Source organism: Pseudomonas nitroreducens (genome assembly GCF_014204515.1).
Classification (GTDB): domain Bacteria; phylum Pseudomonadota; class Gammaproteobacteria; order Pseudomonadales; family Pseudomonadaceae; genus Pseudomonas; species Pseudomonas nitritireducens_A.
In genome coordinates this window covers 46,395-68,943 of sequence record NZ_JACHLI010000029.1, presented here as the reverse complement: position 1 = coordinate 68,943, position 22,549 = coordinate 46,395, and the positions used below count along the sequence as shown (strand labels likewise).

General features: G+C 65.4%; 18 protein-coding genes, 2 tRNA genes and 1 pseudogene. 4 read left to right on the top strand and 17 right to left on the bottom strand.

Annotated elements, in window-relative coordinates; all coding sequences use genetic code 11:
• Positions 1-60: 60 nt before the first annotated feature.
• The 3 genes from HNP46_RS27230 to HNP46_RS27220 form a co-directional block, all read right to left on the bottom strand.
• Positions 61-912 (bottom strand): mechanosensitive ion channel family protein, encoded by an 852-nt coding sequence (locus tag HNP46_RS27230; protein WP_184595241.1) that lies wholly within the window; start codon positions 910-912, stop codon positions 61-63.
• A 109-nt stretch (positions 913-1,021) separates the two neighbouring features.
• Complete coding sequence (locus HNP46_RS27225; RefSeq protein ID WP_184595239.1) at positions 1,022-2,146, bottom strand: SO2930 family diheme c-type cytochrome; 1,125 nt, start codon at positions 2,144-2,146, stop codon at positions 1,022-1,024.
• Positions 2,143-3,390 carry a parallel beta-helix domain-containing protein gene (locus HNP46_RS27220; protein WP_184595237.1) on the bottom strand — a complete coding sequence of 416 codons (1,248 nt, stop codon included), beginning with the start codon at positions 3,388-3,390 and terminating at the stop codon, positions 2,143-2,145. Before HNP46_RS27220 ends, HNP46_RS27225 begins: the two co-directional genes overlap by 4 nt.
• Positions 3,391-3,568: 178 nt before the next feature.
• Between HNP46_RS27220 and HNP46_RS27215 the strand changes: the two genes are divergently transcribed.
• A complete protein-coding gene (locus tag HNP46_RS27215) occupies positions 3,569-3,988 on the top strand; it encodes a bacteriohemerythrin (RefSeq protein ID WP_184595235.1) in 420 nt (139 codons plus the stop codon).
• 44 nt (positions 3,989-4,032) lie between these two features.
• Here the strand turns inward: HNP46_RS27215 and HNP46_RS27210 are convergent, their stop codons facing one another.
• On the bottom strand, positions 4,033-6,282 hold the full coding sequence (locus HNP46_RS27210; protein ID WP_184595233.1) for a YgiQ family radical SAM protein: 2,250 nt from the start codon (positions 6,280-6,282) through the stop codon (positions 4,033-4,035).
• A gap of 197 nt (positions 6,283-6,479) precedes the next feature.
• On the opposite strand from HNP46_RS27210, the gene HNP46_RS27205 reads away from it, so the two are divergent.
• Positions 6,480-8,375, top strand: a complete 1,896-nt coding sequence (locus HNP46_RS27205) for a GGDEF domain-containing protein (RefSeq protein ID WP_184595231.1) — start codon at positions 6,480-6,482, stop codon at positions 8,373-8,375.
• Here the strand turns inward: HNP46_RS27205 and alr are convergent, their stop codons facing one another.
• From alr to rnr, 8 genes are all read right to left on the bottom strand, one after another.
• A complete protein-coding gene (gene alr / locus HNP46_RS27200; protein ID WP_184595220.1) occupies positions 8,376-9,452 on the bottom strand; it encodes an alanine racemase in 1,077 nt (358 codons plus the stop codon). It lies immediately after the preceding gene.
• Between the two features lie 68 nt (positions 9,453-9,520).
• The gene (dnaB, locus tag HNP46_RS27195) at positions 9,521-10,915 is read right to left on the bottom strand and encodes a replicative DNA helicase (protein ID WP_184595218.1); all 1,395 of its coding nucleotides are present in this window, start codon (positions 10,913-10,915) and stop codon (positions 9,521-9,523) included.
• A 127-nt stretch (positions 10,916-11,042) separates the two neighbouring features.
• A complete protein-coding gene (gene rplI, locus HNP46_RS27190; RefSeq protein WP_015479134.1) occupies positions 11,043-11,489 on the bottom strand; it encodes a 50S ribosomal protein L9 in 447 nt (148 codons plus the stop codon).
• 21 nt (positions 11,490-11,510) lie between these two features.
• Complete coding sequence (locus HNP46_RS27185) at positions 11,511-12,380, bottom strand: hypothetical protein (protein WP_184595216.1); 870 nt, start codon at positions 12,378-12,380, stop codon at positions 11,511-11,513.
• 34 nt (positions 12,381-12,414) lie between these two features.
• Positions 12,415-12,645, bottom strand: coding sequence for a 30S ribosomal protein S18 (rpsR, locus tag HNP46_RS27180; RefSeq protein WP_003095634.1), 231 nt, complete (start codon positions 12,643-12,645; stop codon positions 12,415-12,417).
• A 29-nt stretch (positions 12,646-12,674) separates the two neighbouring features.
• A complete protein-coding gene (gene rpsF, locus HNP46_RS27175) occupies positions 12,675-13,091 on the bottom strand; it encodes a 30S ribosomal protein S6 (protein ID WP_017518275.1) in 417 nt (138 codons plus the stop codon).
• 300 nt (positions 13,092-13,391) lie between these two features.
• Positions 13,392-14,147: a 23S rRNA (guanosine(2251)-2'-O)-methyltransferase RlmB gene (gene rlmB, locus HNP46_RS27170; RefSeq protein WP_184595214.1), complete on the bottom strand. Its 756-nt coding sequence runs from the start codon at positions 14,145-14,147 to the stop codon at positions 13,392-13,394.
• Positions 14,144-16,873, bottom strand: a complete 2,730-nt coding sequence (rnr, locus tag HNP46_RS27165; protein ID WP_184595212.1) for a ribonuclease R — start codon at positions 16,871-16,873, stop codon at positions 14,144-14,146. Before rnr ends, rlmB begins: the two co-directional genes overlap by 4 nt.
• Positions 16,874-17,078: 205 nt before the next feature.
• On the opposite strand from rnr, the gene HNP46_RS27160 reads away from it, so the two are divergent.
• Positions 17,079-17,165 (top strand) — tRNA-Leu (locus tag HNP46_RS27160).
• A 146-nt stretch (positions 17,166-17,311) separates the two neighbouring features.
• Positions 17,312-17,398: transfer RNA gene (locus tag HNP46_RS27155), tRNA-Leu, on the top strand.
• A gap of 211 nt (positions 17,399-17,609) precedes the next feature.
• On the opposite strand, the gene HNP46_RS36260 is transcribed toward HNP46_RS27155, so the two are convergent.
• The 5 genes and pseudogenes from HNP46_RS36260 to HNP46_RS27135 all read right to left on the bottom strand — a co-directional run bounded on the left by HNP46_RS36260 (position 17,610) and on the right by HNP46_RS27135 (position 22,451).
• Entirely contained in the window at positions 17,610-18,494 is an 885-nt protein-coding gene (locus tag HNP46_RS36260) for a methyl-accepting chemotaxis protein (protein WP_409372474.1), read from the bottom strand.
• A pseudogene (locus HNP46_RS36255) lies at positions 18,468-18,665 on the bottom strand (HAMP domain-containing protein); the annotation flags it as partial. The gene HNP46_RS36260 and the pseudogene HNP46_RS36255, both read right to left, overlap by 27 nt.
• A gap of 1,025 nt (positions 18,666-19,690) precedes the next feature.
• Complete coding sequence (locus HNP46_RS27145; protein ID WP_184595209.1) at positions 19,691-20,986, bottom strand: adenylosuccinate synthase; 1,296 nt, start codon at positions 20,984-20,986, stop codon at positions 19,691-19,693.
• 66 nt (positions 20,987-21,052) lie between these two features.
• Positions 21,053-22,231, bottom strand: a complete 1,179-nt coding sequence (locus HNP46_RS27140) for an ATP phosphoribosyltransferase regulatory subunit (RefSeq protein WP_184595207.1) — start codon at positions 22,229-22,231, stop codon at positions 21,053-21,055.
• A 34-nt stretch (positions 22,232-22,265) separates the two neighbouring features.
• Positions 22,266-22,451, bottom strand: coding sequence for a DUF2065 domain-containing protein (locus tag HNP46_RS27135; RefSeq protein WP_037012084.1), 186 nt, complete (start codon positions 22,449-22,451; stop codon positions 22,266-22,268).
• Positions 22,452-22,549: the final 98 nt, after the last annotated feature.

Sequence of the window (22,549 nt, the reverse complement as noted above, 5' to 3'; positions counted from 1 at the left end):
CCGTCAGCGCGCGGAAAAGAAAGGCCACCGCGAGGGTGGCCTGCTTCATGGCAGCCTGGATCAGCCGCTGGTCGACTGCTGGACGATCACCGTCTGCGCCGGCATCGGTGCCGGGAAGTCGGTGCCCAGGGCTTCCTTGATGGTGCGGTTGGTGTCGAAGTAGACCTGCCAGTAGTTGTCGTTGTGGCAGTACGGGCGCACCGCGAGCACCGGGCCGACGAGGTTGAACTCGAGGATTTCCACATCCACCGGCGGGTCGCTCAGCACGTTGGGGATCGCGGCGATGCGCTCCTTGAGCACCGCGGCGGCGGCGGCGTAGTCGGCGGCGCCGGAGAGCTGGGCCTTGAGGTCCACGCGGCGGAAGGTGTTGTGGGTGAAGTTCTGGATGGTGTCGCTGAAGATCTTGTTGTTGCCCACCAGGGTCAGGACGTTGTCCGGGGTGTTGATCGCCGTGGCGAACAGGCCGATCTCCTTGACGGTGCCGGTCACGCCGCCGGCGCTGACGAAGTCGCCGACCTTGAACGGCCGCAGCACGATGATGAAGCCGCCGGCCGCCAGGTTTGCCAGCAGGCCCGACCAGGCCATGCCGATGGCCAGGCCGATGGCGGCGATCAGTGCGGCGAGGCTGGTGGTCTGCACGCCGAAGTAGCCGAGGATGCCGACCACCAGGAGGATGTTCAGGGTAACGGTGATGAAGGAGCCGACGTAGCGCAGTACCGTCGGGTCGACGCTCTGTCGGGCCAGGGCCTTCTCCACCAGACCGACCGCGAAGCTGATCAGCCAGCGGCCCAGGACCCAGAAGAGAATCGCGACGAGGATCTTCACACCGAATGCGAGCGCGTACTGCGAAACCGTCGCCCACAGTGCGTTGAACTTCTCCGTACCGACATTGATGATGTTCGTATCGTCCATGGAGGCGCACCTGCGAGAGAAAGGGACCAGATGAACGCTAGCACGGCCCCAGCGGTTTGCTCGTCGCGGTGCGCGGCCCAGAGCCCTGGCGGGCTCCGGGCGATTTCCCTCAGCAGTCGCCGGGCAGCGAGGCGATCCAGCGGTTGAGCAGCTCCAGGCCCTCGCGATGGACCAGGGTGCGGCCCAGCTCGGGCATCATGTCGCCCGGTTTATCGCTGCCGACGCGGTAGCTGAGCACGGACTTCTCCGGGCTGCCGGGGTGGATGTCCTCCAGCCGCCCGCCGGTGCCGCCGCCCGCCGCCACTGGCGGCTTGCAGATGCCGTAGGCGACGGAGACCGGCGTGTGCGGGTCGAGGTGCAGGCCGGACGTGCGTGCCGCACCCTTGGGGTTGTGGCAGTGCGAGCAGTTGGCGTCCAGGTAGCTACGGGCCTGTTTCTCCAGGTCTTCACCCGGCCGCGGATGGCCCCACAGCGCGTTCTGCGGCACCTGCGCCAGCGCCGGCAGACCCTTGAGGAACCCCCGCGCCTGCCAGTGCTGCAGCTGGTTTTCGCTGCCGTCTGCGTAGGCGAAGTCCTTGTTCAGGTGCCGCGCCTTGGGCCCCAACGGGGCGATGCCGCCGCCCTTCTGTTCGGCGTGGCATTCGGAACACTGGTTGGCGTCGGGAACCATGTAGGTGAAGGCGGTCTTCCTGCCGTCCGCGGCGGTCAGCTCCAGCGCCGGGCTGTCGCCGGCCAGTTCCAGCGTCGCCTCGCTCTGGTCGGCATTCCACACGTAGGGCAGCGCCGCCCAGCCATCCTTCTGCCGTACCAGCACGCGGGTTTCCACCAGGTGCACCCGGGTCATGTCCAGCCCGGCCTTGGGGTCGCGGTCGTCCTGGCTGTTCTGCAGCAGGTTGCCCTGGGCGTCCTTCGGGTAATAGAAGGTCTTGGTCAGCACGCTGCCGACGGGGTAGTCGAAGCGCTCCTCGGCGTACTGCGCGGACTGCCCGTCCGGCATCCACACGGTGCGCAGCTTGTGTGCGTAGTCGGTGAACAGCGGGGTGTTGAGGTCATAGGGCAGCACCTCGGCGGCCGGCGTCAGGTGGTCGTCCGCCAGGTGCAGCATGCCCCAGCCGCTGAGCTTCTCCGGGTAATCGTCGCCTTCGGGCTGGTAACGCGGCTTGCTCTCCTGCCCGCACCCGGCCAACGCGGCGGCCAGGGCGAGCGACAGCAGGAACGAAGCGGGTTTGATCATGCCTTGTTGCCCTTCTCGCCGAGACCGGCCTGCTCGATCTTCGGCAGCGGCTTGAGCTTGCACTGGTGCGCGCTCATGTCGGTGCTGATGTTCTTGTAGCCGTGCGGGCCATCGACGTTGACGATGCCGGCGTTGCCGTTGTCGATGCAGATGGCCAGGGCTTCGGGCAGCTTGCCGTCGACCAGTTTCTTGTCGTTGAAGTAGCCGTCCCAGAGGATGTCCGGCAGACGCCCGGTGAGGCCGAACTTGGCGACCTTGAGCGCCTTCAGCTCCAGGTGGTCGGGGCTGTCGCCGCCGGGGCCGAAGGTGTTGCCGTGGATGAAGATGCCCTCCGGGTAGGGATCGAAGTTGGGCTGGGTGGCCTTGTCCGAATAACCGGTACTGAAGTAGCTGCTGATGATGACGTTGGCGGTCTTGTGGTTGCCGATCCGGTTGTTGAAGATTTCCACGTCATCGTTGGAATTCACCACCACGCCGGAACCGGCCGGCACGCTGGCCACCGGCGTGCCCTTGTGGCCGAAGTTGTCGTGGTTGTTGCCCTGCACGTCGTTGTCGAAGACGCGGGTGCCACGCCCAGGTTGCGGCAGGTTGGGCATGTTGAAGACGAGGATGCCGCCGGTATTGTCGGTGGCGACGTTGTTGTAGACGTCGGCGCCGATGGTGTTCTCGATCTCGATGCCGGCGACGTTGCGCTCGGCGCGGTTGTTGCGCACCACGACGTTGCGCGATTGGCCGACATAGATGCCCGAGTCGGAGGCGCCGATGGCGACGTTGCCCTCCAGCAGGGTGTTCTCGGTCTGCACCGGGTAGATGCCGTAGCCGCCGTTGTCGGTCGAGGGGCCATTGGTCCATTCGGTGCGGACGTTGCGGATGACGATGTTCTTGCCGCCGATGACCTTCAGGCCGTCACCCTTGGTGTCTTCGATGGCGAGGTTCTCGACGGTGAAGTCCGAGGCGTCGACGAACAGGCCCTCGGCGCCGGCTTTCTGGTTCTTGAAACTGAGGATGGTCTTGTCCATGCCGGCGCCACGAATGGTCACGCCGTCCACCTTCAGGCTGAGGCTGCGGTCCAGGTGGTAGGTACCGGCGGGGATGTCGATGACGTCGCCGGCCTTGGCCTTGATCAGGCGGGCCTGCAGGTCCTTCTGGAAATCGGTGCTGACGGCGGCGGTGGGCTTGTCGCCCTCGCCACAGGCAGCCAGGGCGACGGAAAGGGCGATCAGCGAGAGGGTAGCGAGGCGCATGGCGGGCTCCGGTCTTGTTCTTATGATATGGAACTAACGTACCAATTCAGACCGAGGATACTCTTCCCTCCGGTGCCACGCCAGTCCCTCGCCCCGGACACTTTGCTTGATTGGCGTCACGCTTTCGCGCTGACGGATCGGGATGATCGGCACTTCTTCAACCGGAAGGAGTGCACGGATGAGCTTCATGCCCTGGACCGACGAATTCGTCATCGGAATCGAGCGGATCGACGAACAGCATCGCTGGCTGGTCGACCTCACCAACGCGCTGTATGACCGCCAGCAAGGCCTGCAGGACCAGGGCCCGGCCATCGGCGAGCTGATCGAGCAACTGGTGGAGTACACGATGAACCACTTCATCGTCGAGGAAGTGCTGTTCCAGCGCCTGGGCTATCCCGGCGAAGAGGCGCACAAGGCCGAGCACGACCGCTTCAACCGGCAGATCATCGACCTGCTGTACCGCCACGAGGATGGCGAGGCGGTATCGGTGGAGGCGCTGGAGTTGCTCAAGTCCTGGCTGATCCACCACATCCTGAAGGTGGACAAGGCCTACGTGTGCTTCTTCAAAGGCTTTTCATTAGAAGAACAGGGGGCGTGACCGCTTAGCGGGCACGCCTTTCTTCGAAGCTCAACGCGGACGAATCAGCGCGGAATATTCGGCTGCCGCTTGGTGGTGCGCTTCTTGCCCTTGGCGTAGCCGCTGGCCTTGCCTTCCTCGGCCTTGGTCCACGGCTTGGAGCCGTTGCTGGCACGCGGCGGCAGGCCGGTGTGCTGGGTCAGCAATGGCTTGCCGGTCTTCTTGCTGCCGGCCGGGGTCGAGTTCTTCCGGCGCGCACTCTGGTACTCGTCGGTCTGCGGCTGGTAGGTCGGGATCAGGTGGTGCTTGCCGTTGCCGATCAGGTCGGCGCGGCCCATGCGCTCCAGTGCTTCGCGCAGCATCGGCCAGCCCTTCGGGTCGTGGTAGCGCAGGAAGGCCTTGTGCAGGCGGCGCTGCTGGTCGCTCTTGACGATGGTCACGCCGTCGCTCTTGTAGGTGACCTTGCGCAGCGGGTTCTTGCCCGAGTGGTACATCGCGGTGGCGCTGGCCATCGGCGAGGGATAGAACGCCTGCACCTGGTCGGCGCGGAAGCCGTTGCGCTTGAGCCACAGGGCGAGGTTCATCATGTCCTCGTCGGTGGTGCCCGGGTGCGCCGCGATGAAGTACGGGATCAGGTACTGCTCCTTGCCCGCCTCCTTGGAGAACTTCTCGAACATGCGCTTGAAGGCGTCGTAGCTGCCGATGCCCGGCTTCATCATCTTCGACAGCGGGCCTTCCTCGGTGTGCTCCGGGGCGATCTTCAGGTAGCCGCCGACGTGGTGCGTCACCAGCTCCTTGACGTACTCGGGCGACTCCACGGCGAGGTCGTAGCGCAGGCCGGAGGCGATCAGGATCTTCTTCACGCCCGGCAAGGCACGGGCCTTGCGGTACAGCTCGATGAGCGAGGAATGGTCGGTATTGAGGTTCTCGCAGATGCCCGGCCAGACGCAGGACGGCTTGCGGCAGTGGCGCTCGATCTCCGGGTCCTTGCAGGCGATGCGGTACATGTTGGCGGTCGGCCCGCCGAGGTCGGAGACCACGCCGGTAAAGCCCGGCACGTTACGCATCGCCTCGATCTCGGCGAGGATCGATTCGTGGGAGCGGTTCTGGATGATCCGCCCCTCGTGCTCGGTGATCGAGCAGAAGGTACAGCCACCGAAGCAGCCGCGCATGATGTTCACCGAGAAGCGGATCATCTCGTAGGCGGGGATCTTCTCCTTGCCATACAGCGGATGCGGCACGCGCGCGTAGGGCATGCCGAACACGTAGTCCATTTCCTCGGTGCTCATCGGGATGGGCGGCGGGTTGAACCACACGTCCACCTCGCCATGCTTCTGCACCAGGGCGCGGGCGTTGCCGGGGTTGGTCTCCAGGTGCAGCACGCGGTTGGCGTGGGCATAGAGCACCGCATCGCTGCGCACCTTCTCGAACGACGGCAGGCGGATCACCGTGCGCTCGCGCTCCAGGCGCGGGTGTGCCAGCAGTTGCACGACCTTGGCTTCGTTCGGGTCGTCCTGCTCGCCCTTTTCCTGCTCGATGGCGCAGGCGGCGGTGTCCTGGGTGTTCACGTAGGGGTTGATGATCTTGTCGACCTTGCCCGGACGGTCGATGCGGGTGGAGTCCACCTCGAACCAGCCTTCGGGGGTGTCGCGGCGGATGAACGCAGTGCCGCGCACGTCGGTGATCTGCTCGACCGTCTCGCCGGCGGACAGGCGCTGGGCGATCTCCACCACGGCGCGCTCGGCGTTGCCGTACAGCAGGATGTCGGCGGTGGCGTCCATCAGGATGGAACGGCGCACCTTGTCCTGCCAGTAGTCGTAGTGGGCGATGCGGCGCAGCGAGGCCTCGATGCCGCCCAGAACCACCGGAGTGTCGCTGTAGGCTTCCTTGCAGCGCTGGCTGTAGACCAGGCTGGCGCGGTCCGGACGCTTGCCGGCCAGGCCGCCCGGGGTATAGGCGTCGTCGCTGCGGATCTTCTTGTCCGCGGTGTAGCGGTTGATCATCGAGTCCATGTTGCCCGCCGCCACGCCGAAGAACAGGTTCGGCTGGCCGAGCTTCATGAAGTCGTCCTTCGAACGCCAGTCCGGCTGGGCAATGATGCCCACGCGGAAGCCCTGGGCTTCCAGCAGGCGGCCGATGATGGCCATGCCGAACGACGGATGGTCGACGTAGGCATCCCCGGTGACGATGATGATGTCGCAGGAGTCCCAGCCCAGCTGATCCATCTCTTCCTTGCTCATGGGCAGGAACGGCGCCGGGCCGAAACACTCGGCCCAGAACTTGGGATAGTCGAACAACGGCTTGGCGGCTTGCATCACGGGCACCGGGGTATCTCTAATGGGTTTCGCGGAAAAACGCGGGCGCGGAATATAGCACAAAAAGTGTACAAATCCGACCAGTGAACTCAGATTTAGCCCGCGCAGGGTAGATTGCAAGTGCCATCATCTGGCTATACTCCAGCCACTATCCGCCGTACGCCTGGCCATCCCTCCCAGGCCTGGGAGTCCCTGTCGTGCGCCGTGCCTTCCTGCTGTTGCTCAGCCTTCTGCTCTGCCAGACGGCGCTCGCCTTCGACCTCGACGAAAAGGCCAGCGGCGCCTGGCTCAACGACCACCTGGAGCTGCTCGAAGAGCGCGGCGCACCGCTCACGCTCGACGCCGTGCGGGGCAGTAGCGATTTCGTCCCTGGCAACGGGCGCACCAGCGTCGGCCAGAGCCCCCACGCCTGGTGGCTGCGCCTGGATCTGCAGCGCCTCAGTACGCCCCAGGGCGGCTGGTGGCTGGAAGTGGATGCGGTCAACCAGCAGGACCTGCGCCTGTATATCCCCGATGCCCAGGGCAACTACCGCGAGATCCGCTCCGGCGAGGTGGTGCCCTTCGCCGAAGGGCGCGATCGCGACTACCGCAAGCCGGTCTTCCACCTGCCTGCGGGCAACGGCCCGCTGCGCCTTTACCTGCGCACCTCGGACCCGGCCGGCAACTCCTTCCCGTTGCGCATCTGGTCGCTGGGCGACCTGCAGGACCACCGCGCCGACACCAACCTGTTCCTCGGCTTCATCTACGGCCTGATCGCCGCGCTGCTGCTGTACAACCTGTTCATCCTGCTGACCCTGCGCGACCCGGCCTACTTCTGGTACGTGCTGACCACCGCCAGCGCCCTGCTGTTCAGCCTGGGGATGAGCGGCCACGGCTTCGAATACTTCTGGCCGGACCACCCGGTGCCCTGGTGGCTCGACCGCATCACCCTGCCCTCGCTCTGGGGCCTGTGCGTGCACCGCTTCACCATCACCTTGCTGCAGACCCGCCGCCACGTGCGCTGGTCGCACTGGCTACTCAACCTCAACTGCGGCCTGTACCTGCTGACCATTGCCCTCGGCGCCCTGCAGATGCGCGGCATAGCCGGCTGGATGCTGGTGGTGATCACCCTGATCGGCGTGCCGGCAGCCCTCGGCGGCGCCGTGGTGCGCTGGCGCCAGGGCTCGTTCCCGGCCTTCCTCTACATGCTCGGCTTCGGCCTGGTGCTGACCAGCGTGAGCATCTCGGTGATGCGTGCCATGGGCGTGGTGCAGCCCTCGCCGATGACCTCCTACATCTTCCCCATCGCCGTGGCCATGGAGTCGGTGCTGTTCTCCTTCGCCCTCACCTCGCGCATCCAGGGCCTCAAGCGCGAACGGGCGCAGGCGCTGGAGCAGGCCGACCGCGAGAAGAGCGCGCGCCTGACCCTGCTCGACAGCGCCCAGCAGGACCTCGCCCGCGCCGTGGCCGAGCGCACCGCCGAACTGACCGAGAGCAACCAGCTGCTGCGCGAACGCGAAGTGCAGCTCAAGCACGCCGCGCACTACGATCCACTGACCGGCCTGCCGAACCGCCGCTACCTGGTGGAACACGCCGAAGTCGCCCTGGCCCACGCCCAGCAGCACGGCGAGACCCTGGCGCTGATGCTGATCGACCTCGACCACTTCAAGCCGATCAACGACAGCCACGGCCATGACGCCGGCGACTTCATGCTGCAGAACGTCGGCAATCGCCTGCGCCAGTGCGTGCGCGGCAGCGATTGCGTGGCGCGCCTGGGCGGCGACGAATTCGCCGCGCTGATCGCCGGACCCGACGCCGAAGGCCACGCCAGGGAAATCGCCTGCCGCATCCTCAACGAGCTGTCACGACCGGTGAAATTCGAGGCCCTGGAACTGCGCGTGACGCCGAGCATCGGCGTGGCCATCTACCCCAGCCACGCGATGCAGTTCAGCAAGCTCTACAAGGCCGCCGACCAGGCGCTCTACGAGGTGAAGGGCAACGGCCGCGCCAGCTACGCCATCGCCAGCGAAGGCGGCGGCGAGACCAGCGATCTCTGGCTCGACAACGAACGGCTGGACAACGAACGGCTGGAAAGCAGCGAAAACCGCAGCTGATCAGCTGCGGTAGCGGCGCGGTACGCGGGCGGTGACCTTGGTCAGCAGCTCGTAGCCGATGGTCCCGGCGTGGGCCGCCACTTCATCCACTGGCAGGTTGGCGCCCCACAGCTCGACGCGCGCGCCCACGGCGGCGCCCGGCAGGTCGGTCAGATCGACCGCCAGCATGTCCATGGACACCCGCCCGGCCAGCTTCACCCGCTGGCCGCCCACCAGCACCGGCGTGCCGCTCGGCGCATGGCGCGGATAGCCGTCGGCATAGCCGCAGCTGACGGTACCGATGCGCGATGGGCGCTCGGCGACCCAGGTTGCGCCGTAACCCACACTCTCCCCGACGGCCACCTCACGTACGGCGATCAGCTGCGCTTCCAGGCTCATCACCGGGCGCAGGCCCAGCTCCGCGGCGCCGATGTCGGCGAACGGCGTGGCGCCGTAAAGCATGATGCCGGGGCGAATCCAGTCCATGTGTGCAGCGGGAATGGTCAGCACGGCGGCGGAGTTGGCCAGCGAGCGCTGGTCGAAATCCAGGTCCAGGACGCTGAGGAAGCAGGCCACCTGATCCTCGGTCAGCTCGTCGCCGCGCAGGTCAGCGCTGGCGAAGTGGCTCATCAGGTTCAGCTCGGCCACCTGCGCCGCCTGACGCAGGCGCGGATGCCAGTCGCGCAGCGCTGCGGGCGAGAAGCCCAGGCGGTGCATGCCGCTGTCCAGCTTCAACCACACGTTCAGCGCGCTGGGCAATTGCGCCGCGAGCAGCGCCTGGGCCTGCTCCGGCCCCTGCACGGCAACGTCCAGGCGCAGCTGGGCGGCGATCAGGTATTCCGCCGGCTCGAAGCAGCCTTCCAGCAGCAGGATGCGCGCCTGGGCGTGCAGGGCGCGCACCTCGGCGGCCTCCTCCAGGCAGGCCACGGCAAAGCCGTCAGCCTCGTCGTGCAGGCAGCTCACCACCTCGCGGGCGCCATGCCCGTAGGCATTCGCCTTGACCACCGCGAAAGCCTCGCGCCCCGGCGCGCAGCGCTTGGCAACGGCATAGTTGTGGCGAATGGCGGCAAGATCGACGTGGGCGACGAGCGGGCGCATGGCGGCCTCTGCAATGAAAACGGGCGCTTATAGTACGGCGCCCGTCGGTCACGCGGAATGCGGCATCGTTACTCGTCTTCGAAGTTGTACATGCCCGGCGCGAGGTTTTCGAAGCGGCTGTAGCGGCCGAGGAAGGCCACGCGTACGGTGCCGATGGGGCCGTTACGCTGCTTGCCGAGGATGATCTCGGCGACGCCCTTGAACTCGGTCTCCGGGTGATACACCTCGTCGCGGTAGACGAACATGATCACGTCGGCGTCCTGCTCGATCGCTCCGGATTCGCGCAGGTCGGAGTTCACCGGGCGCTTGTTGGGGCGCTGTTCCAGCGAGCGGTTGAGCTGCGAGAGCGCCACCACCGGGCAGTTGAATTCCTTCGCCAGGGCCTTGAGCGAGCGCGAGATCTCGGAAATCTCGTTGGTCCGGTTGTCGCCGGAGGAGCCGGGAATCTGCATCAACTGCAGGTAGTCGACCATGATCAGGCCGACTTCGCCGTGCTCGCGGGCCAGCCGGCGGGTACGCGCGCGCATCTCCGAGGGCGAGATGCCGGCGGTGTCGTCGATGAACAGCTTGCGGTCGCTGAGCAGGTTCACCGCCGAAGTCAGGCGCGGCCAATCCTCGTCGTCCAGCTTGCCGGTACGCACCTTGGTCTGGTCGATACGGCCCAGGGACGCGAGCATACGCATCACGATGGAGTCGGAGGGCATCTCCAGGGAGTACACCAGGATCGCCTTGTCGCTGCGCATCAGGGCGTTCTCCACCAGGTTCATGGCGAAGGTGGTCTTGCCCATCGACGGACGGCCGGCAACGATGATCAGGTCGGACGGCTGCAGGCCGCTGGTCTTCTCGTCGAGGTCGGTGAAGCCGGTGGAAATCCCGGTCAGCGCCTCGGAGGTGTTGAACAGGTGGTCGATGCGATCGATGGTCTTCACCAGGATGTCGCCGATTCCCACCGGGCCGCCGGTCTTGGGCCGCGCCTCGGCGATCTCGAAGATCTTCCGCTCGGCCTCGTCGAGCACTTCGTTGGCGCTGCGCCCTTCCGGGTTGAAGGCGCTGTCGGCGATGTCACTGCTGATACCGATCAGCTGCCGCAGCGTGGCGCGCTCACGGATGATGCCGGCGTACGCCTTGATGTTCGCCACCGAGGGCGTGTTCTTCGCCAGCTCCGCGAGGTACGCCAGGCCGCCCACCTGGGACAGCTGGCCTTCGCGTTCGAGCATCTCGGACAGGGTCACCACGTCGATCGGCTGGTTGGCTTCGGCGAGCTTGTAGACGGCGCGGAAGATCAGGCGATGGTCATGGCGGTAGAAGTCGCCGTCGGACACGGCGTCCGACACACGTTCCCACGCGTTGTTGTCGAGCATCAGGCCGCCCAGCACTGCCTGTTCGGCTTCGATCGAGTGCGGCGGCACCTTGAGGGAAGCGGTCTGCAGGTCGTATTGCTCGGGGACGGTGATGTCGTTCATGGGCTCTTCGTGTTGAGTGAAACGGCGGAAAAAACAAAGGGCACGGACCGAGGATCGGTGCCGTGCCCATTGTTATTGGACTGATTCACCCAGGCAAGCCGTGTGAATCGTCCTAGCGACGGATCGCTTACTCGGCGACTACAACCACGTGCAGGGTTGCATCAACATCCATGTGCAGTTGCACTTCGATGTTGTATTCGCCTACAGCGCGCAGGGCGCCGTCGGGCAGGCGAACTTCGCTCTTTTCCAGCGGGTAGCCGGCAGCCGAAACGGCGTCGGCGATGTCGCGGGTGCCGATCGAACCGAACAGTTTGCCTTCGTCGCCAGCGTGGGCGCCGATGGTCACGATCAGTTCGGCCAGTTGGGCAGCACGAGCTTCAGCAGCAGCTTTTTTCTCAGCAGCGGCTTTTTCCAGCTCTGCACGGCGCTCTTCGAAAGCAGCAACGTTGGCAGCGGTGGCAGCAGTGGCTTTGCCCTGCGGCAGCAGGTAGTTACGGGCGTAACCGCCCTTTACGTTCAGCTTGTCGCCCAGGTTGCCCAGTTTGGCGATCTTTTCCAGCAGGATGACTTCCATTTGAGTCTTACCTCTTAACTTTTAACCTTCACCGTTCGCAGCTTTCTGGCGCTTGGCCAGGCGACCGCGAAAATCAAACAGACTGTCGACTACGGCGACAAGACAGATCACATTGCCCAGTACGAATACCAGCAGGTACAGCGGTGCCAGCCAGAAGCCCGGAAGCTTCTTCAGTGCAACCAGGCCGTGCCCCAGTGCGATCCCGGCGAACAGCAGCGGGATCATGCACAGCGGCGCCAGCATGGTGGCCGCGGGCCCTGCGAAGGGCAGTGCCACAACGCCGACCAGCAGCGCTCCAGCCGTGCCCGGCGACAGGCGCAGTGCGCGGAACTCGCGGCCAAACCCTTCCGGGTTGAACAGTACTGCTTGCCAATAACGCGCCAGCATCAGGCACAACAGGCTGATCGTCTGCAGCGAGGCTGCCATCAGGCCGGTGATGGTCGGAACCATCTCCGCCTGCAGGGCGGCCATCTGTTCCGGCGAAAGCTTGGCTTCGGCCAGAACCTGCGGCAGCGCCTTGCCGAATGCATCGGCAAGACCTGCGACCAACCCGGCCGACACCGTGCTGAGCAGCAGCACGAACACCGCACCGAGCACAACGCTCGCCAGCATCACCTGGTTCCAGGACACCTTGCTGCGCAGAACCTGCGCCAGCACGGCACTACCCACCAGAACCAGACTCACGCTGGGGTCACCCAGGTACCACCAGGCCAGTGCCGGAAGCAGCGCCCAGGCCAGGATGCCAAAGGCATCTCGCGGACCACGACGCAACAGCACCAGACTGCCTGCTGCGGCACCGAGCCAGAACAACGGCTGCAGTACCGCGGCTGCGACGACCACCAGGGTCGCCTGCATGCGGCCTCGCATGACAAATTCAGCCAATGCGCGCATGCGATCTATCCATCAATTCCAGTCGACTGCCCGATCAACGGCCGTGGCTGTCGGTGTAGGGAAGCAGGGCCAGGTAGCGGGCGCGCTTGATAGCGGTCGCCAGCTGACGCTGGTATTTGGCCTTGGTGCCGGTGATACGGCTCGGAACGATCTTGCCGGTTTCGGAAACGTAGGCTTTCAGGGTGTTGAGATCCTTGTAATCGATCTCTTTCACGCCTTCAGCGGTGAAACGGCAGAACTTACGACGACGGAAGAAACGTGCCATGTGTGTGGCTCCTCAATACTGGTCCGGGATTACTCGTCAGCGCTGTCGCGGCTATCATCGCCGTCAGCGGACTCGCCCTCGTTCGATTCGGGACGCTCACGGCGCTCGCGGCGCTCGTTGCGGCTCTCTTCGGCCTTCAGCATTTCGGACTGGCCGGTAACGGCTTCGTCGCGACGGATGACCATGTTACGGATCACGGCGTCGTTGTAACGGAAGTTGTCTTCCATTTCTGCCAGGGCCTTGGCGGTGCACTCGACGTTCATCAGAACGTAGTGAGCCTTGTGCACGTTGTTGATGGCGTAAGCCAGCTGACGACGGCCCCAGTCTTCCAGACGGTGGACTTTGCCGCCGTCTTCTTCGATGGCCTTGGTGTAACGCTCGACCATGCCACCGACTTGTTCGCTCTGGTCCGGGTGAACCAGGAACACGATTTCGTAATGACGCATAAATGCTCCTTACGGATTGCAGCCTGCCGACAAAGCGGTCAGACAAGGAGTGAATGATTTTTTCCTTGCCGCTCGGAGGCACGCGCGAACGCCTGCCCGGACGACAAGGGCCGACATTCTAGAGAAGGGGGGAAGGTGGCGCAAGGCAATTGACGATTATTTGTACAACTGCCGCAGCTGCAAGCTGCAAGCTGCAAGCTGCAAGCTGCAAGCTGCAAGCTGCAAGCTGCAAGCTGCAAGCTGCAAGCCAGGGAACCGGGCAGGCTCCCCGCTCGCAAGCTTTTACTTGCAGCTTGGCGCTTAAGGCTTGGCGCTGGCAGCGGAACGTTGCCGAACGATCTCGAACAGGCAGACGCCGGTGGCCACCGAGACGTTCAGACTGCTGACGCTGCCCTGCATCGGCAGCTTGGCCAGGTAGTCGCAGTGGTCGCGGGTCAGGCGGCGCATGCCCTTGCCTTCGGCGCCCATCACCAGCACGGTCGGCCCGGTGAGGTCCAGCTCATAGAGCATCTGGGTGGCCTCGCCGGCGGTGCCGACGATCCACAGGCCGCGCTGCTGGAGTTTCTCCAGGGTGCGCGCGAGGTTGGTCACCGCCACCAGCGGGATGACTTCGGCGGCGCCGCAGGCCACTTTACGCACGGTAGCGTTGAGGGTGGCGGACTTGTCCTTGGGCACGATCACTGCCAGCGCCCCCGCCGCATCGGCGGTACGCAGGCAGGCGCCGAGGTTGTGCGGGTCGGTCACACCATCCAGCACCAACAGCAGCGCCGGGCCGGCGGAGCGCTCCAGCAGCTCCTCCAGCATGTTCTCGCCCCACACCTGGCTCGGGCTGACCTCGGCGACCACGCCCTGGTGCACGCCTTCGGCCCACTCGTCCAGCTCCTTGCGGTCGCGCGTCCCTACCGGCACGCGCGCCTGGCCGGCCAGCTCGACCAGCGTCTGGACCCGCGGGTCCTGCCGGCCTTCGGCCAGCCACAGCTGCTTGACCCGCTTGGGGTGATGGCGCAGCAACGCTTCTACGGCATGAACCCCGTAGACCTTTTCCCACTGACTCATTTCTTCGCCTTACGCTTGCTGGCCGGTGCGCCGCCAGTGTCACCCGACTTGGGCGCGGAAGAACCCTTGCGGTGCTTGGCCGATTTGGCGGAGCGGGCCTTCTGTTTCGACGGGTTGCGCGGCTTGCCCGCGGCGGGCGCGACCTTGCCTTTGCCGGCAGCCGGCTTGTTGCCACCGACCTTGGCTTCTTCGAGCAGCGCCTTCTTCACCTCGCGGCTCTTGCGCACATCGGTATTGCCGAGCATTTCCTCGGCCTTGGCGAGCATTTCCGGAGCCACCGAGGGCAGCGCCTGGACCACGCCGACCTTGCGCTTGCGTGGCTGCACGGCCACATCCGGAGCGAGGTACGGATCGTCCGCCACGGCACGCGGAGCCCGCGCCGGCTTGTCTTTCGCCGCCACAGCCTTGGGCGCCCGGCCCTTGGTCGGCTTGCCCTTGGCGACCGGCTCGGCCTTGTCGCCGCGCTTCTTGCGGCCGATGGGCGCGCTGAGCACGTTGTCGGAGAGCTCGAAGTCGATCTTGCGCTCATCCAGGTCGACGCGCGCCACCACCACCTCGACAGTGTCGCCGAGACGGAAGCTGCGACCGGTGCGCTCGCCCGCCAGGCGATGATGCACGGCGTCGAAGTGGTAGTAGTCGCCGGGCAGCGCGGTGACGTGCACCAGGCCTTCCACATAGATGTCGCTGAGCTCGACGAAGATGCCGAAACCGGTCACCGCAGTGATTACGCCCGGGAAGGTCTCGCCCACGCGCTCGCGCATGAACTCGCACTTCAGCCAGTTGGTGACGTCGCGGGTCGCCTCGTCGGCGCGGCGCTCGGTCATCGAGCACTGCTCGCCCAGCTGCGCCAGGCGGGCCTCGTCGTACGGATAGATGCGCGCCTTGGGCATGCTGGCGGCGCCAGCGCGCTGCACGTGCTCGGAAGCCGCCTTGGAGCGGATCAGGCCACGGATCGCGCGGTGGGTCAGCAGGTCCGGGTAGCGACGGATCGGCGAGGTGAAGTGGGTGTAGGCCTCGTAATTCAGGCCGAAGTGACCGGCGTTCTCCGGGCTGTACACCGCCTGGCTCAGGGAGCGCAGCATCACGGTCTGGATCAGTTGCAGGTCCGGGCGGCCCTGGATCGACTCGAGCAGCTTCTGGTAATCCGCCGGGGTCGGGTCGCCCTTGCCGCGGTACAGCGTCAGACCCAGTTCGCCGAGGAACTGGCGCAGGTTGTTCAGCTTCTCCTGCGGCGGGCCGTCGTGAACGCGGTACAGCGCGGGGATGCCGTGCTTCTCGAGGAACTTGGCGGTGGCGACGTTGGCCGCCAGCATGCATTCCTCGATCAGCTTGTGCGCATCGTTGCGCTGGGTCGGGCGGATTTCCGAGATCTTGCGGTCGGCACCGAAGACGATGCGGGTTTCCTGGGTCTCGAAATCGATCGCACCGCGCACATGGCGCGCGCCGACCAGGACCTTGTACAGGTCATACAGCGTATTGAGGTGCGGCACTACCGCCGGCAGCTGCTCCTTCAGGCGTTGGCCTTCGGGACTGTCCGGGGTTTCCAGGTACTGGCTGACCTTGGTGTAGGTCAGGCGCGCATGGGAATGGATGACCGCCTCGTAGAACTGGTAGTCGGTCATCTTGCCGGCCTTGGAGAGATTCATCTCGCAGACCATGGCCAGGCGATCGACCAGCGGATTGAGGGAGCACAGGCCGTTGGAGAGAATCTCCGGCAGCATCGGGATCACCCGCTCGGGGAAGTACACCGAGTTGCCGCGCTTGGCCGCCTCTTCATCCAGAGCCGAACCGACCTTCACATAATGAGAGACGTCGGCGATGGCGACGAACAGCTTCCAGCCGCCGCCTTTACGCTTCTCGGCATAGACCGCGTCGTCGAAGTCGCGGGCGTCCTCGCCGTCGATGGTGACGAAAGGCAGGGCGCGCAGGTCGATGCGCTTTTCCTTGTCCTTCTCCAGCACTTCGGGCTTGAGCTTGGCCGCTTCCTTCTCCACGGCCTCGGGCCAGGTGTGGGGAATGTCGTAGCTGCGCAGCGCGACTTCGATTTCCATGCCGGGCGCCATGTAGTCGCCGAGCACTTCCACCACTTCACCCTGGGCCTGGCGATGCACGTTCGGCCAGACGTCAATGCGCACCTGGACGAATTGATTGTGCTTGGCCTTGCCGGCCTTGCCCGGCGGGATCAGCACTTCCTGCTGGATCTTCGGGTTGTCGGCGACCACCGTGCCGATACCGCTCTCGTCGAAGTAACGGCCGACGATGGTCTCGTGGGCACGCTCGACCACTTCCACCACCGCGCCTTCGCGGCGACCGCGGCGGTCGAAGCCGGACACACGCGCCAGGGCGCGGTCGCCATCGAACACCAGGCGCATCTGCGTCGGGCTGAGGAACAGGTCGTCGCTGCCGTCATCGGGGATCAGGAAGCCGAAGCCGTCGCGGTGGCCGGCGATGCGGCCGAGGATCAGGTCAAGCTTGTCCACCGGCGCATAGGCGCCACGGCGGGTATAGATGAGCTGGCCGTCGCGCTCCATGGCGCGCAGTCGGCGGCGCAGCGCTTCTTCCTGCTCTTCGCCGGAGAGGCCGAGCTCTTCCAGCAGCTGGGCTCGCGTCGCGGGGGCGCCGCGTTCGGCGAGGTGCGCCAGGATGAGTTCACGGCTGGGGATGGGGTTGTCATATTTTTCCGCCTCGCGGGCGGCCTCGGGATCGAGGTTTTGCCAATCGGCCATTAAAGTGCGGTCACCTTATATATAGGGGTATGGAGCGCCATGTGCTTATTGAAGCGCGAAATCCGCTCGTCGGTCAGCTTTGGGCAAGAATAAATTTTTTATCGCATCAGGGGTTTACAAGCGAAAACCCTCTCCGTATAGTTCGCGCCCACAGCGTCAGACAGACGTTGTAACACGGAAACGATGAGTAATCATCGACTCCAGTGCCCAGGTGGCGGAATTGGTAGACGCACTAGGTTCAGGTCCTAGCGGTGGCAACACCGTGGAAGTTCGAGTCTTCTCCTGGGCACCACTTATTCAAGGATAAAGTCAGTCTCTGACAGGCTTTATCAGGCGGGTTCGGAACCCTGATAACCGAACATTTGACCGCCCGATGCAACCAAGGGTTGCACCACCGCAAGACGATGAGCGATCATCGCACCCCATGCTGAAAAGCATGCCCAGGTGGCGGAATTGGTAGACGCACTAGGTTCAGGTCCTAGCGGTGGCAACACCGTGGAAGTTCGAGTCTTCTCCTGGGCACCATCTTCAAACGAAAAAGCCGAGCATAGCTCGGCTTTTTTGTTTTCGGCGTTCCTGAAAATTTCAAACCCACGCCTCGATCCCCCTCGTAGGGCCGGAAATTCAAACTTGGCGTAGGAGCGGACTCTGTCCGCGATAGGTCGCCGGCAGCTCGGAGCTGGCCGGCTGCATATCGCGGACATAGTCCGCTCCTACGAAAGCATTCTGGCGCCGCTCAGGCCTTGAACTGCCCCAGGCTGGCGCGCAACTGCCCTGCCAGACCATCGAGCACTCGCCCGCTGCTGGCCGTCGCACTCACCGCTTCCGCCGCCAGACTCGCCTCGGCATGGATCACCTCGACCCGCCCACGCACCGCCGCGGCGCCGGCCGCCTGCTGCTGCGCCGAATGCGTCGCTGCCTCGATGGCGCCGTGCACTTCCTCGACGGCGCTCTGCACTTCACGCTGCAGCCGCTCACTGTCCTGCAACGCCGCCAGGCCCTGTACCGCCTGCTCACGGGCTTGACCGATGGCGGACACCGCCTCGCGAGCACCGTCCTGCAGCGCGCCGATGTGCGACTGGATATCGCCAGTGGACTGCTGGGTCTTGCTCGCCAGCGCGCGCACCTCGTCGGCGACCACGGCGAATCCGCGCCCACTCTCCCCTGCACGCGCCGCCTCGATGGCGGCGTTGAGCGCCAGCAGGTTGGTCTGCTCGGCGATGCCATGGATCACCGAGAGCACCACTTCGATCTGCTCGCTCTGCCGCGCCAGCCGTTCGATCACGCCGGCGCCGTTCTGCACGCGGGACTCCAGCGTCTCGATCAATCCGCCAACCTTGCGGGCAATCGCCGCATTGGCCTGCGCCGCCTTGCGAATCTCACCGACCCGCGCCAGGGCCGCCTGCATCGAGCGGCTTTCCATCTCGGCTTCCGCCGCCATTCCGGAGAGCGCCTCCAGGCTGCCCGCCACCTCATTGCGCTGGCGCTCCGCCGCCGCCTCGGCGCTGGCGCTGCGACTGGCCAGCGCCGCGATTTCACTGCCAGTCTGCTGCGCCACCTGCCCGGCCTCGCGCACGATGGGCTGCAGCTTGTCGACGAAACGGTTCACCGCCGTGGCCATCTCGCCCAGCTCATCGCGACTATCCAGGCGCACCCGACGGGTCAGGTCGCCCTCCCCGGCCACCAGATCGTTCAGTGCATTGATCAACAGCCGCAGGCGATTCACCACGCGGCGGCCGAGCACGATGGCCAGGCACAGCAGCACGCCAAGCCCGACCAGCAGCAGCCCCATGCCGATCCGCCAGCGCAGGGTGCCGGCCGCCTCCTCGATGGAAGTCTTCGCGCCCTGGCTCATGCCCTCCGCCGCCTGCTTCGCCGACTGCAAGCGCGCCGTGAGCGCCTTGGTGCTGTCCGCTGCCGCACCCGCGAGACTTTCGCCGACCAATTGATCACCGCTGGCAACCAGGGCGGAGAAGCGCTGGTCCAGCGCGGCGATCTGCTTCTCGATGGCATCGGTGGAAACGCCCAGGCGCACCTTGCCGATTTCCACGCCGTTCGGGCTGATCGGCGCCTCGACGAGGAATACCGAGGCGTCATGACCAGCCGCCTCCAGCACCTTATCCAGCGCACGCTCACCCTTGCCCTTCTCCAACAGAGCGGCCACGCGCGGGTCCTGCCGGTTCAGATAACGGGTAAGGTGCTGCCCCTGCGGATCGTCGTAGACCACGAAGAGCACATTGGGATTGGCCTGGGCGCGTCGGGCGTAATCCGAAAGCATCGGCACGTCGTTGTCCCACATCGCCTTGGGTGCCACGGCGGCGAGCAGCTGCGCCAATTCCGTGGCGGACTGGCGCAGGCTCTGCTCCAGGCTCTGGCGCAACTGACCCTGCTCCTCCTTGAGGCGCGCGGAGAGCGCCGAACCCAGGCGCTCGCGGGTGCGCGCGGAGAGGTCATTCAGCCCCGAGGTGACTTCCCGCCCAGCCTGCTCCAGCTCACCGGCCAGGCGTTGCGATTCGTTACCCAGGTGTGCGCCCAGGTCGGTGACCAGGCCGTCGACGGTACTGCGGGTCAACCACAGGGCAATCATCAGCTGCACCAGCAGCGCGATACCCAGGGCGATGAAAGCGGGGCGCAGCAGGCGGCTGCGCAACAGAGACAGGACGGCGGACAAGGCGGGCTTCCTCCGGGCGTAACGGATAGTTGGCGCGAAAGGCGCCGATCCGTTTCACCAGCAAAGCCCGTGCCGCTACACAGAAGCCAACCCCTGAAACGACAACGGGCCGCATGAGCGGCCCGTTGTTGAGTACAGCTGCTGGATCAGCCGAACGGATGGCGCAGGACGATGGTCTCGGCGCGATCCGGACCGGTGGAGATGATGTCGATGGGTGCACCGACCAGCTCCTCGATGCGCTTGATGTAGGCACGCGCATTGGCCGGCAGGCCTTCCAGGGTCTGCACGCCGACGGTGGATTCGCTCCAGCCCGGCAGGTCTTCGTAGATCGGTTGGAGGCCGATGTAGCTGTCGGCGTCGGTCGGCGCGTCGGTCAGCAGTTCACCGGCGGCGTTCTTGTAGCCGGTGCAGATACGCACGGTTTCCAGGCCGTCGAGGACGTCCAGCTTGGTCAGGCACAGGCCGGACAGGCTGTTGATCTCGATGGCGCGACGCAGGATCACGGCGTCGAACCAGCCGCAACGACGGGCACGGCCGGTGGTGGCACCGAACTCGTGACCGACCTTGGCCAGGCGCGCACCGATCTCATCGAACAGCTCGGTGGGGAACGGGCCGGAACCCACGCGAGTGGTGTAGGCCTTGGTGATACCCAGGATGTAGTCCAGGTACAGCGGACCGAAGCCCGAACCGGTGGCGGTGCCGCCAGCGGTGGTGTTGGAGCTGGTGACGAACGGGTAGGTGCCGTGGTCGATGTCCAGCAGCGAGCCCTGGGCGCCTTCGAACATGATGTTCTCGTTGGCGCGACGCAGGTCGTGCAGGGTCGAAGTCACGTCAGCCATCAGCGGACGCAGCTCTTCGGCGTAGGCCATGCACTCATCCAGGGTCTTCTGGAAGTCGACGGCCGGCTCCTTGTAATAGTGCTGCAGGACGAAGTTGTGGTAGTCCAGAACCTCGCCCAGCTTGGCGGCGAAGCGCTCGCGGTGGAACAGGTCGCCCACGCGCAGGCCGCGACGGGCCACCTTGTCTTCGTAAGCCGGGCCGATGCCACGACCGGTGGTACCGATCTTCGCGTCGCCACGGGCCTTCTCGCGAGCCTGGTCCAGGGCCACGTGGAAGGACAGGATCAGCGGGCAGGACGGGCTGATGCGCAGGCGCTCGCGCACCGGTACGCCCTTCTCTTCCAGCTTGGCGATCTCGCGCATCAGCGCGTCGGGAGCCAGTACCACGCCGTTGCCGATCAGGCACTGCACGCCTTCGCGCAGGATGCCCGACGGGATCAGGTGCAGAACGGTCTTCTCGCCAGCGACCACCAGGGTATGACCGGCGTTGTGGCCGCCCTGGTAACGCACCACGGCAGCAGCCTGGTCGGTCAGCAGGTCGACGATCTTGCCTTTGCCCTCATCACCCCACTGGGTGCCCAGGACTACGACATTCTTACCCATAACTCTTGTCCCCATCGTGGATGTTCGGTGCCGGCCGCGGCCGGCAGAAACTCGAAGTGGCGCGCCTCAGAGCGCGGCCACCTGCCAATTGCCATCGCGAACCAGCAATTGCTGGTCGCAGCCCGCTTCGGAAGCCGAAGCCGCATCCTGCCCGGGCAGCGCCTGTACCACGCGCACGCCCTGACGGCGCAACTGCTGCACCGCCTGCCACAAGCCAGCCCCTTCGGCCGGCGCCCAGACTCCAGTGCGCGGCTCATCGAGCTGGGCGCGGCCGAGAGTGACCAGGGTCTTCAGGTCGGTGGAGAAACCGGTGGCCGGACGCGCTCGGCCGAAGTCGGCGCCGATGTCGTCGTAACGGCCGCCCTGGGCGATGGACTCGCCAACCCCAGGCACGAACGCGGCAAACACCACGCCCGTGTGATAGTGATAGCCACGCAGCTCGCCAAGGTCGAAGTACAGCGGCAGCTGCGGGAAACGCGCGGCCAGCGAATCGGCAATGGCGGTGATATCAGCCAGCGCCGCCTGGACGTTGGCCGGAGCACCGGCGAGCACTTCGCGCGCCTGGTCCAGCACTTCGCGATTGCCGCACAGCTCGGCGAGCGCGCGGAGCATGCCGGCGAGCTCGACAGGCAGGCCTTCGGTCAACGCTGCGACTTCGTCCACGGCCTTGCGCTGCAGGGCATCGAACAGCAGTTGCTCGACCTCGCCGGACAAGCCGGCGGCCTGGGCCAGACCACGGTAGATGCCGACATGCCCGAGGTCCATGTGCACGTCCGGCACTTGGGCCATTTCGAGCATGTCGAGCAACAGGCTGATGACCTCTACGTCACCAGCGGAACCGGTGTTGCCGTAGAGCTCGGCACCCAGCTGGATCGGGCTGCGCGAAGTGGCCAGCGCCCGCGGGCGGGCATGCAGCACGCTGCCGGCGTAGCACAGGCGGTTCGGGCCCTCGCGGCGCAGGCTGTGGGCGTCCATGCGCGCCACTTGCGGCGTGATGTCCGCGCGGAAGCCCATCAGACGGCCGGAAGCCGGATCGGTGACCTTGAAGGTACGCAGGTCCAGATCCTGGCCGGCACCGGTCAGCAGGGATTCCAGGTATTCGATATGCGGGGTGACGACGAACTCGTAACCCCAGCGCTGGAACAGGTCCAACACCTGACGGCGGGCTGCTTCAACGCGAGCCGCCTCGGGTGGCAGCACTTCTTCGATCCCATCTGGCAGCAGCCAGCGGTCTAACGTTGCCATGTCGCCTCTCTCCTTTTTTAGGCCGGGCGGCACTTCAATGAATGCAGTAAAGAAGGACGGTGCCGAGCAGCATGCTGCCCAGCCCGATGAGTCTCAGACTGCGGTCGCCCAAGCGCCCGAGCCCGCTCACGGCGTCGCGCCAACCACGCGGGTACAGGAATGGAAGGATGCCTTCCAGCACCAGCAACAGACAGAACGCCTTGCCGAATTCCTGCCACATGGTTCTCGTACATCATTCTCGCGGACGCAAAAAAGCCGGGATTTCCCGGCTGACCCATGATAACACGATTTCTCCGACGGGCGCTGCCGCCCGCCGGA

Bases quoted from the DNA above. Each gene is read 5' to 3' on its own strand.
- HNP46_RS27230 (WP_184595241.1), bottom strand. From the start codon at position 912: ATGGACGATACGAACATCATCAATGTCGGTACGGAGAAGTTCAACGCA.
- HNP46_RS27225 (WP_184595239.1), bottom strand. From the start codon at position 2,146: ATGATCAAACCCGCTTCGTTCCTGCTGTCGCTCGCCCTGGCCGCCGCG.
- HNP46_RS27220 (WP_184595237.1), bottom strand. From the start codon at position 3,390: ATGCGCCTCGCTACCCTCTCGCTGATCGCCCTTTCCGTCGCCCTGGCT.
- HNP46_RS27215 (WP_184595235.1), top strand. From the start codon at position 3,569: ATGAGCTTCATGCCCTGGACCGACGAATTCGTCATCGGAATCGAGCGG.
- HNP46_RS27210 (WP_184595233.1), bottom strand. From the start codon at position 6,282: ATGCAAGCCGCCAAGCCGTTGTTCGACTATCCCAAGTTCTGGGCCGAG.
- alr (WP_184595220.1), bottom strand. From the start codon at position 9,452: ATGCGCCCGCTCGTCGCCCACGTCGATCTTGCCGCCATTCGCCACAAC.
- dnaB (WP_184595218.1), bottom strand. From the start codon at position 10,915: ATGAACGACATCACCGTCCCCGAGCAATACGACCTGCAGACCGCTTCC.
- rplI (WP_015479134.1), bottom strand. From the start codon at position 11,489: ATGGAAGTCATCCTGCTGGAAAAGATCGCCAAACTGGGCAACCTGGGC.
- HNP46_RS27185 (WP_184595216.1), bottom strand. From the start codon at position 12,380: ATGCGCGCATTGGCTGAATTTGTCATGCGAGGCCGCATGCAGGCGACC.
- rpsR (WP_003095634.1), bottom strand. From the start codon at position 12,645: ATGGCACGTTTCTTCCGTCGTCGTAAGTTCTGCCGTTTCACCGCTGAA.
- rpsF (WP_017518275.1), bottom strand. From the start codon at position 13,091: ATGCGTCATTACGAAATCGTGTTCCTGGTTCACCCGGACCAGAGCGAA.
- rlmB (WP_184595214.1), bottom strand. From the start codon at position 14,147: ATGAGTCAGTGGGAAAAGGTCTACGGGGTTCATGCCGTAGAAGCGTTG.
- rnr (WP_184595212.1), bottom strand. From the start codon at position 16,873: ATGGCCGATTGGCAAAACCTCGATCCCGAGGCCGCCCGCGAGGCGGAA.
- HNP46_RS36260 (WP_409372474.1), bottom strand. From the start codon at position 18,494: ATGGCCACGGCGGTGAACCGTTTCGTCGACAAGCTGCAGCCCATCGTG.
- HNP46_RS27145 (WP_184595209.1), bottom strand. From the start codon at position 20,986: ATGGGTAAGAATGTCGTAGTCCTGGGCACCCAGTGGGGTGATGAGGGC.
- HNP46_RS27140 (WP_184595207.1), bottom strand. From the start codon at position 22,231: ATGGCAACGTTAGACCGCTGGCTGCTGCCAGATGGGATCGAAGAAGTG.
- HNP46_RS27135 (WP_037012084.1), bottom strand. From the start codon at position 22,451: ATGTGGCAGGAATTCGGCAAGGCGTTCTGTCTGTTGCTGGTGCTGGAA.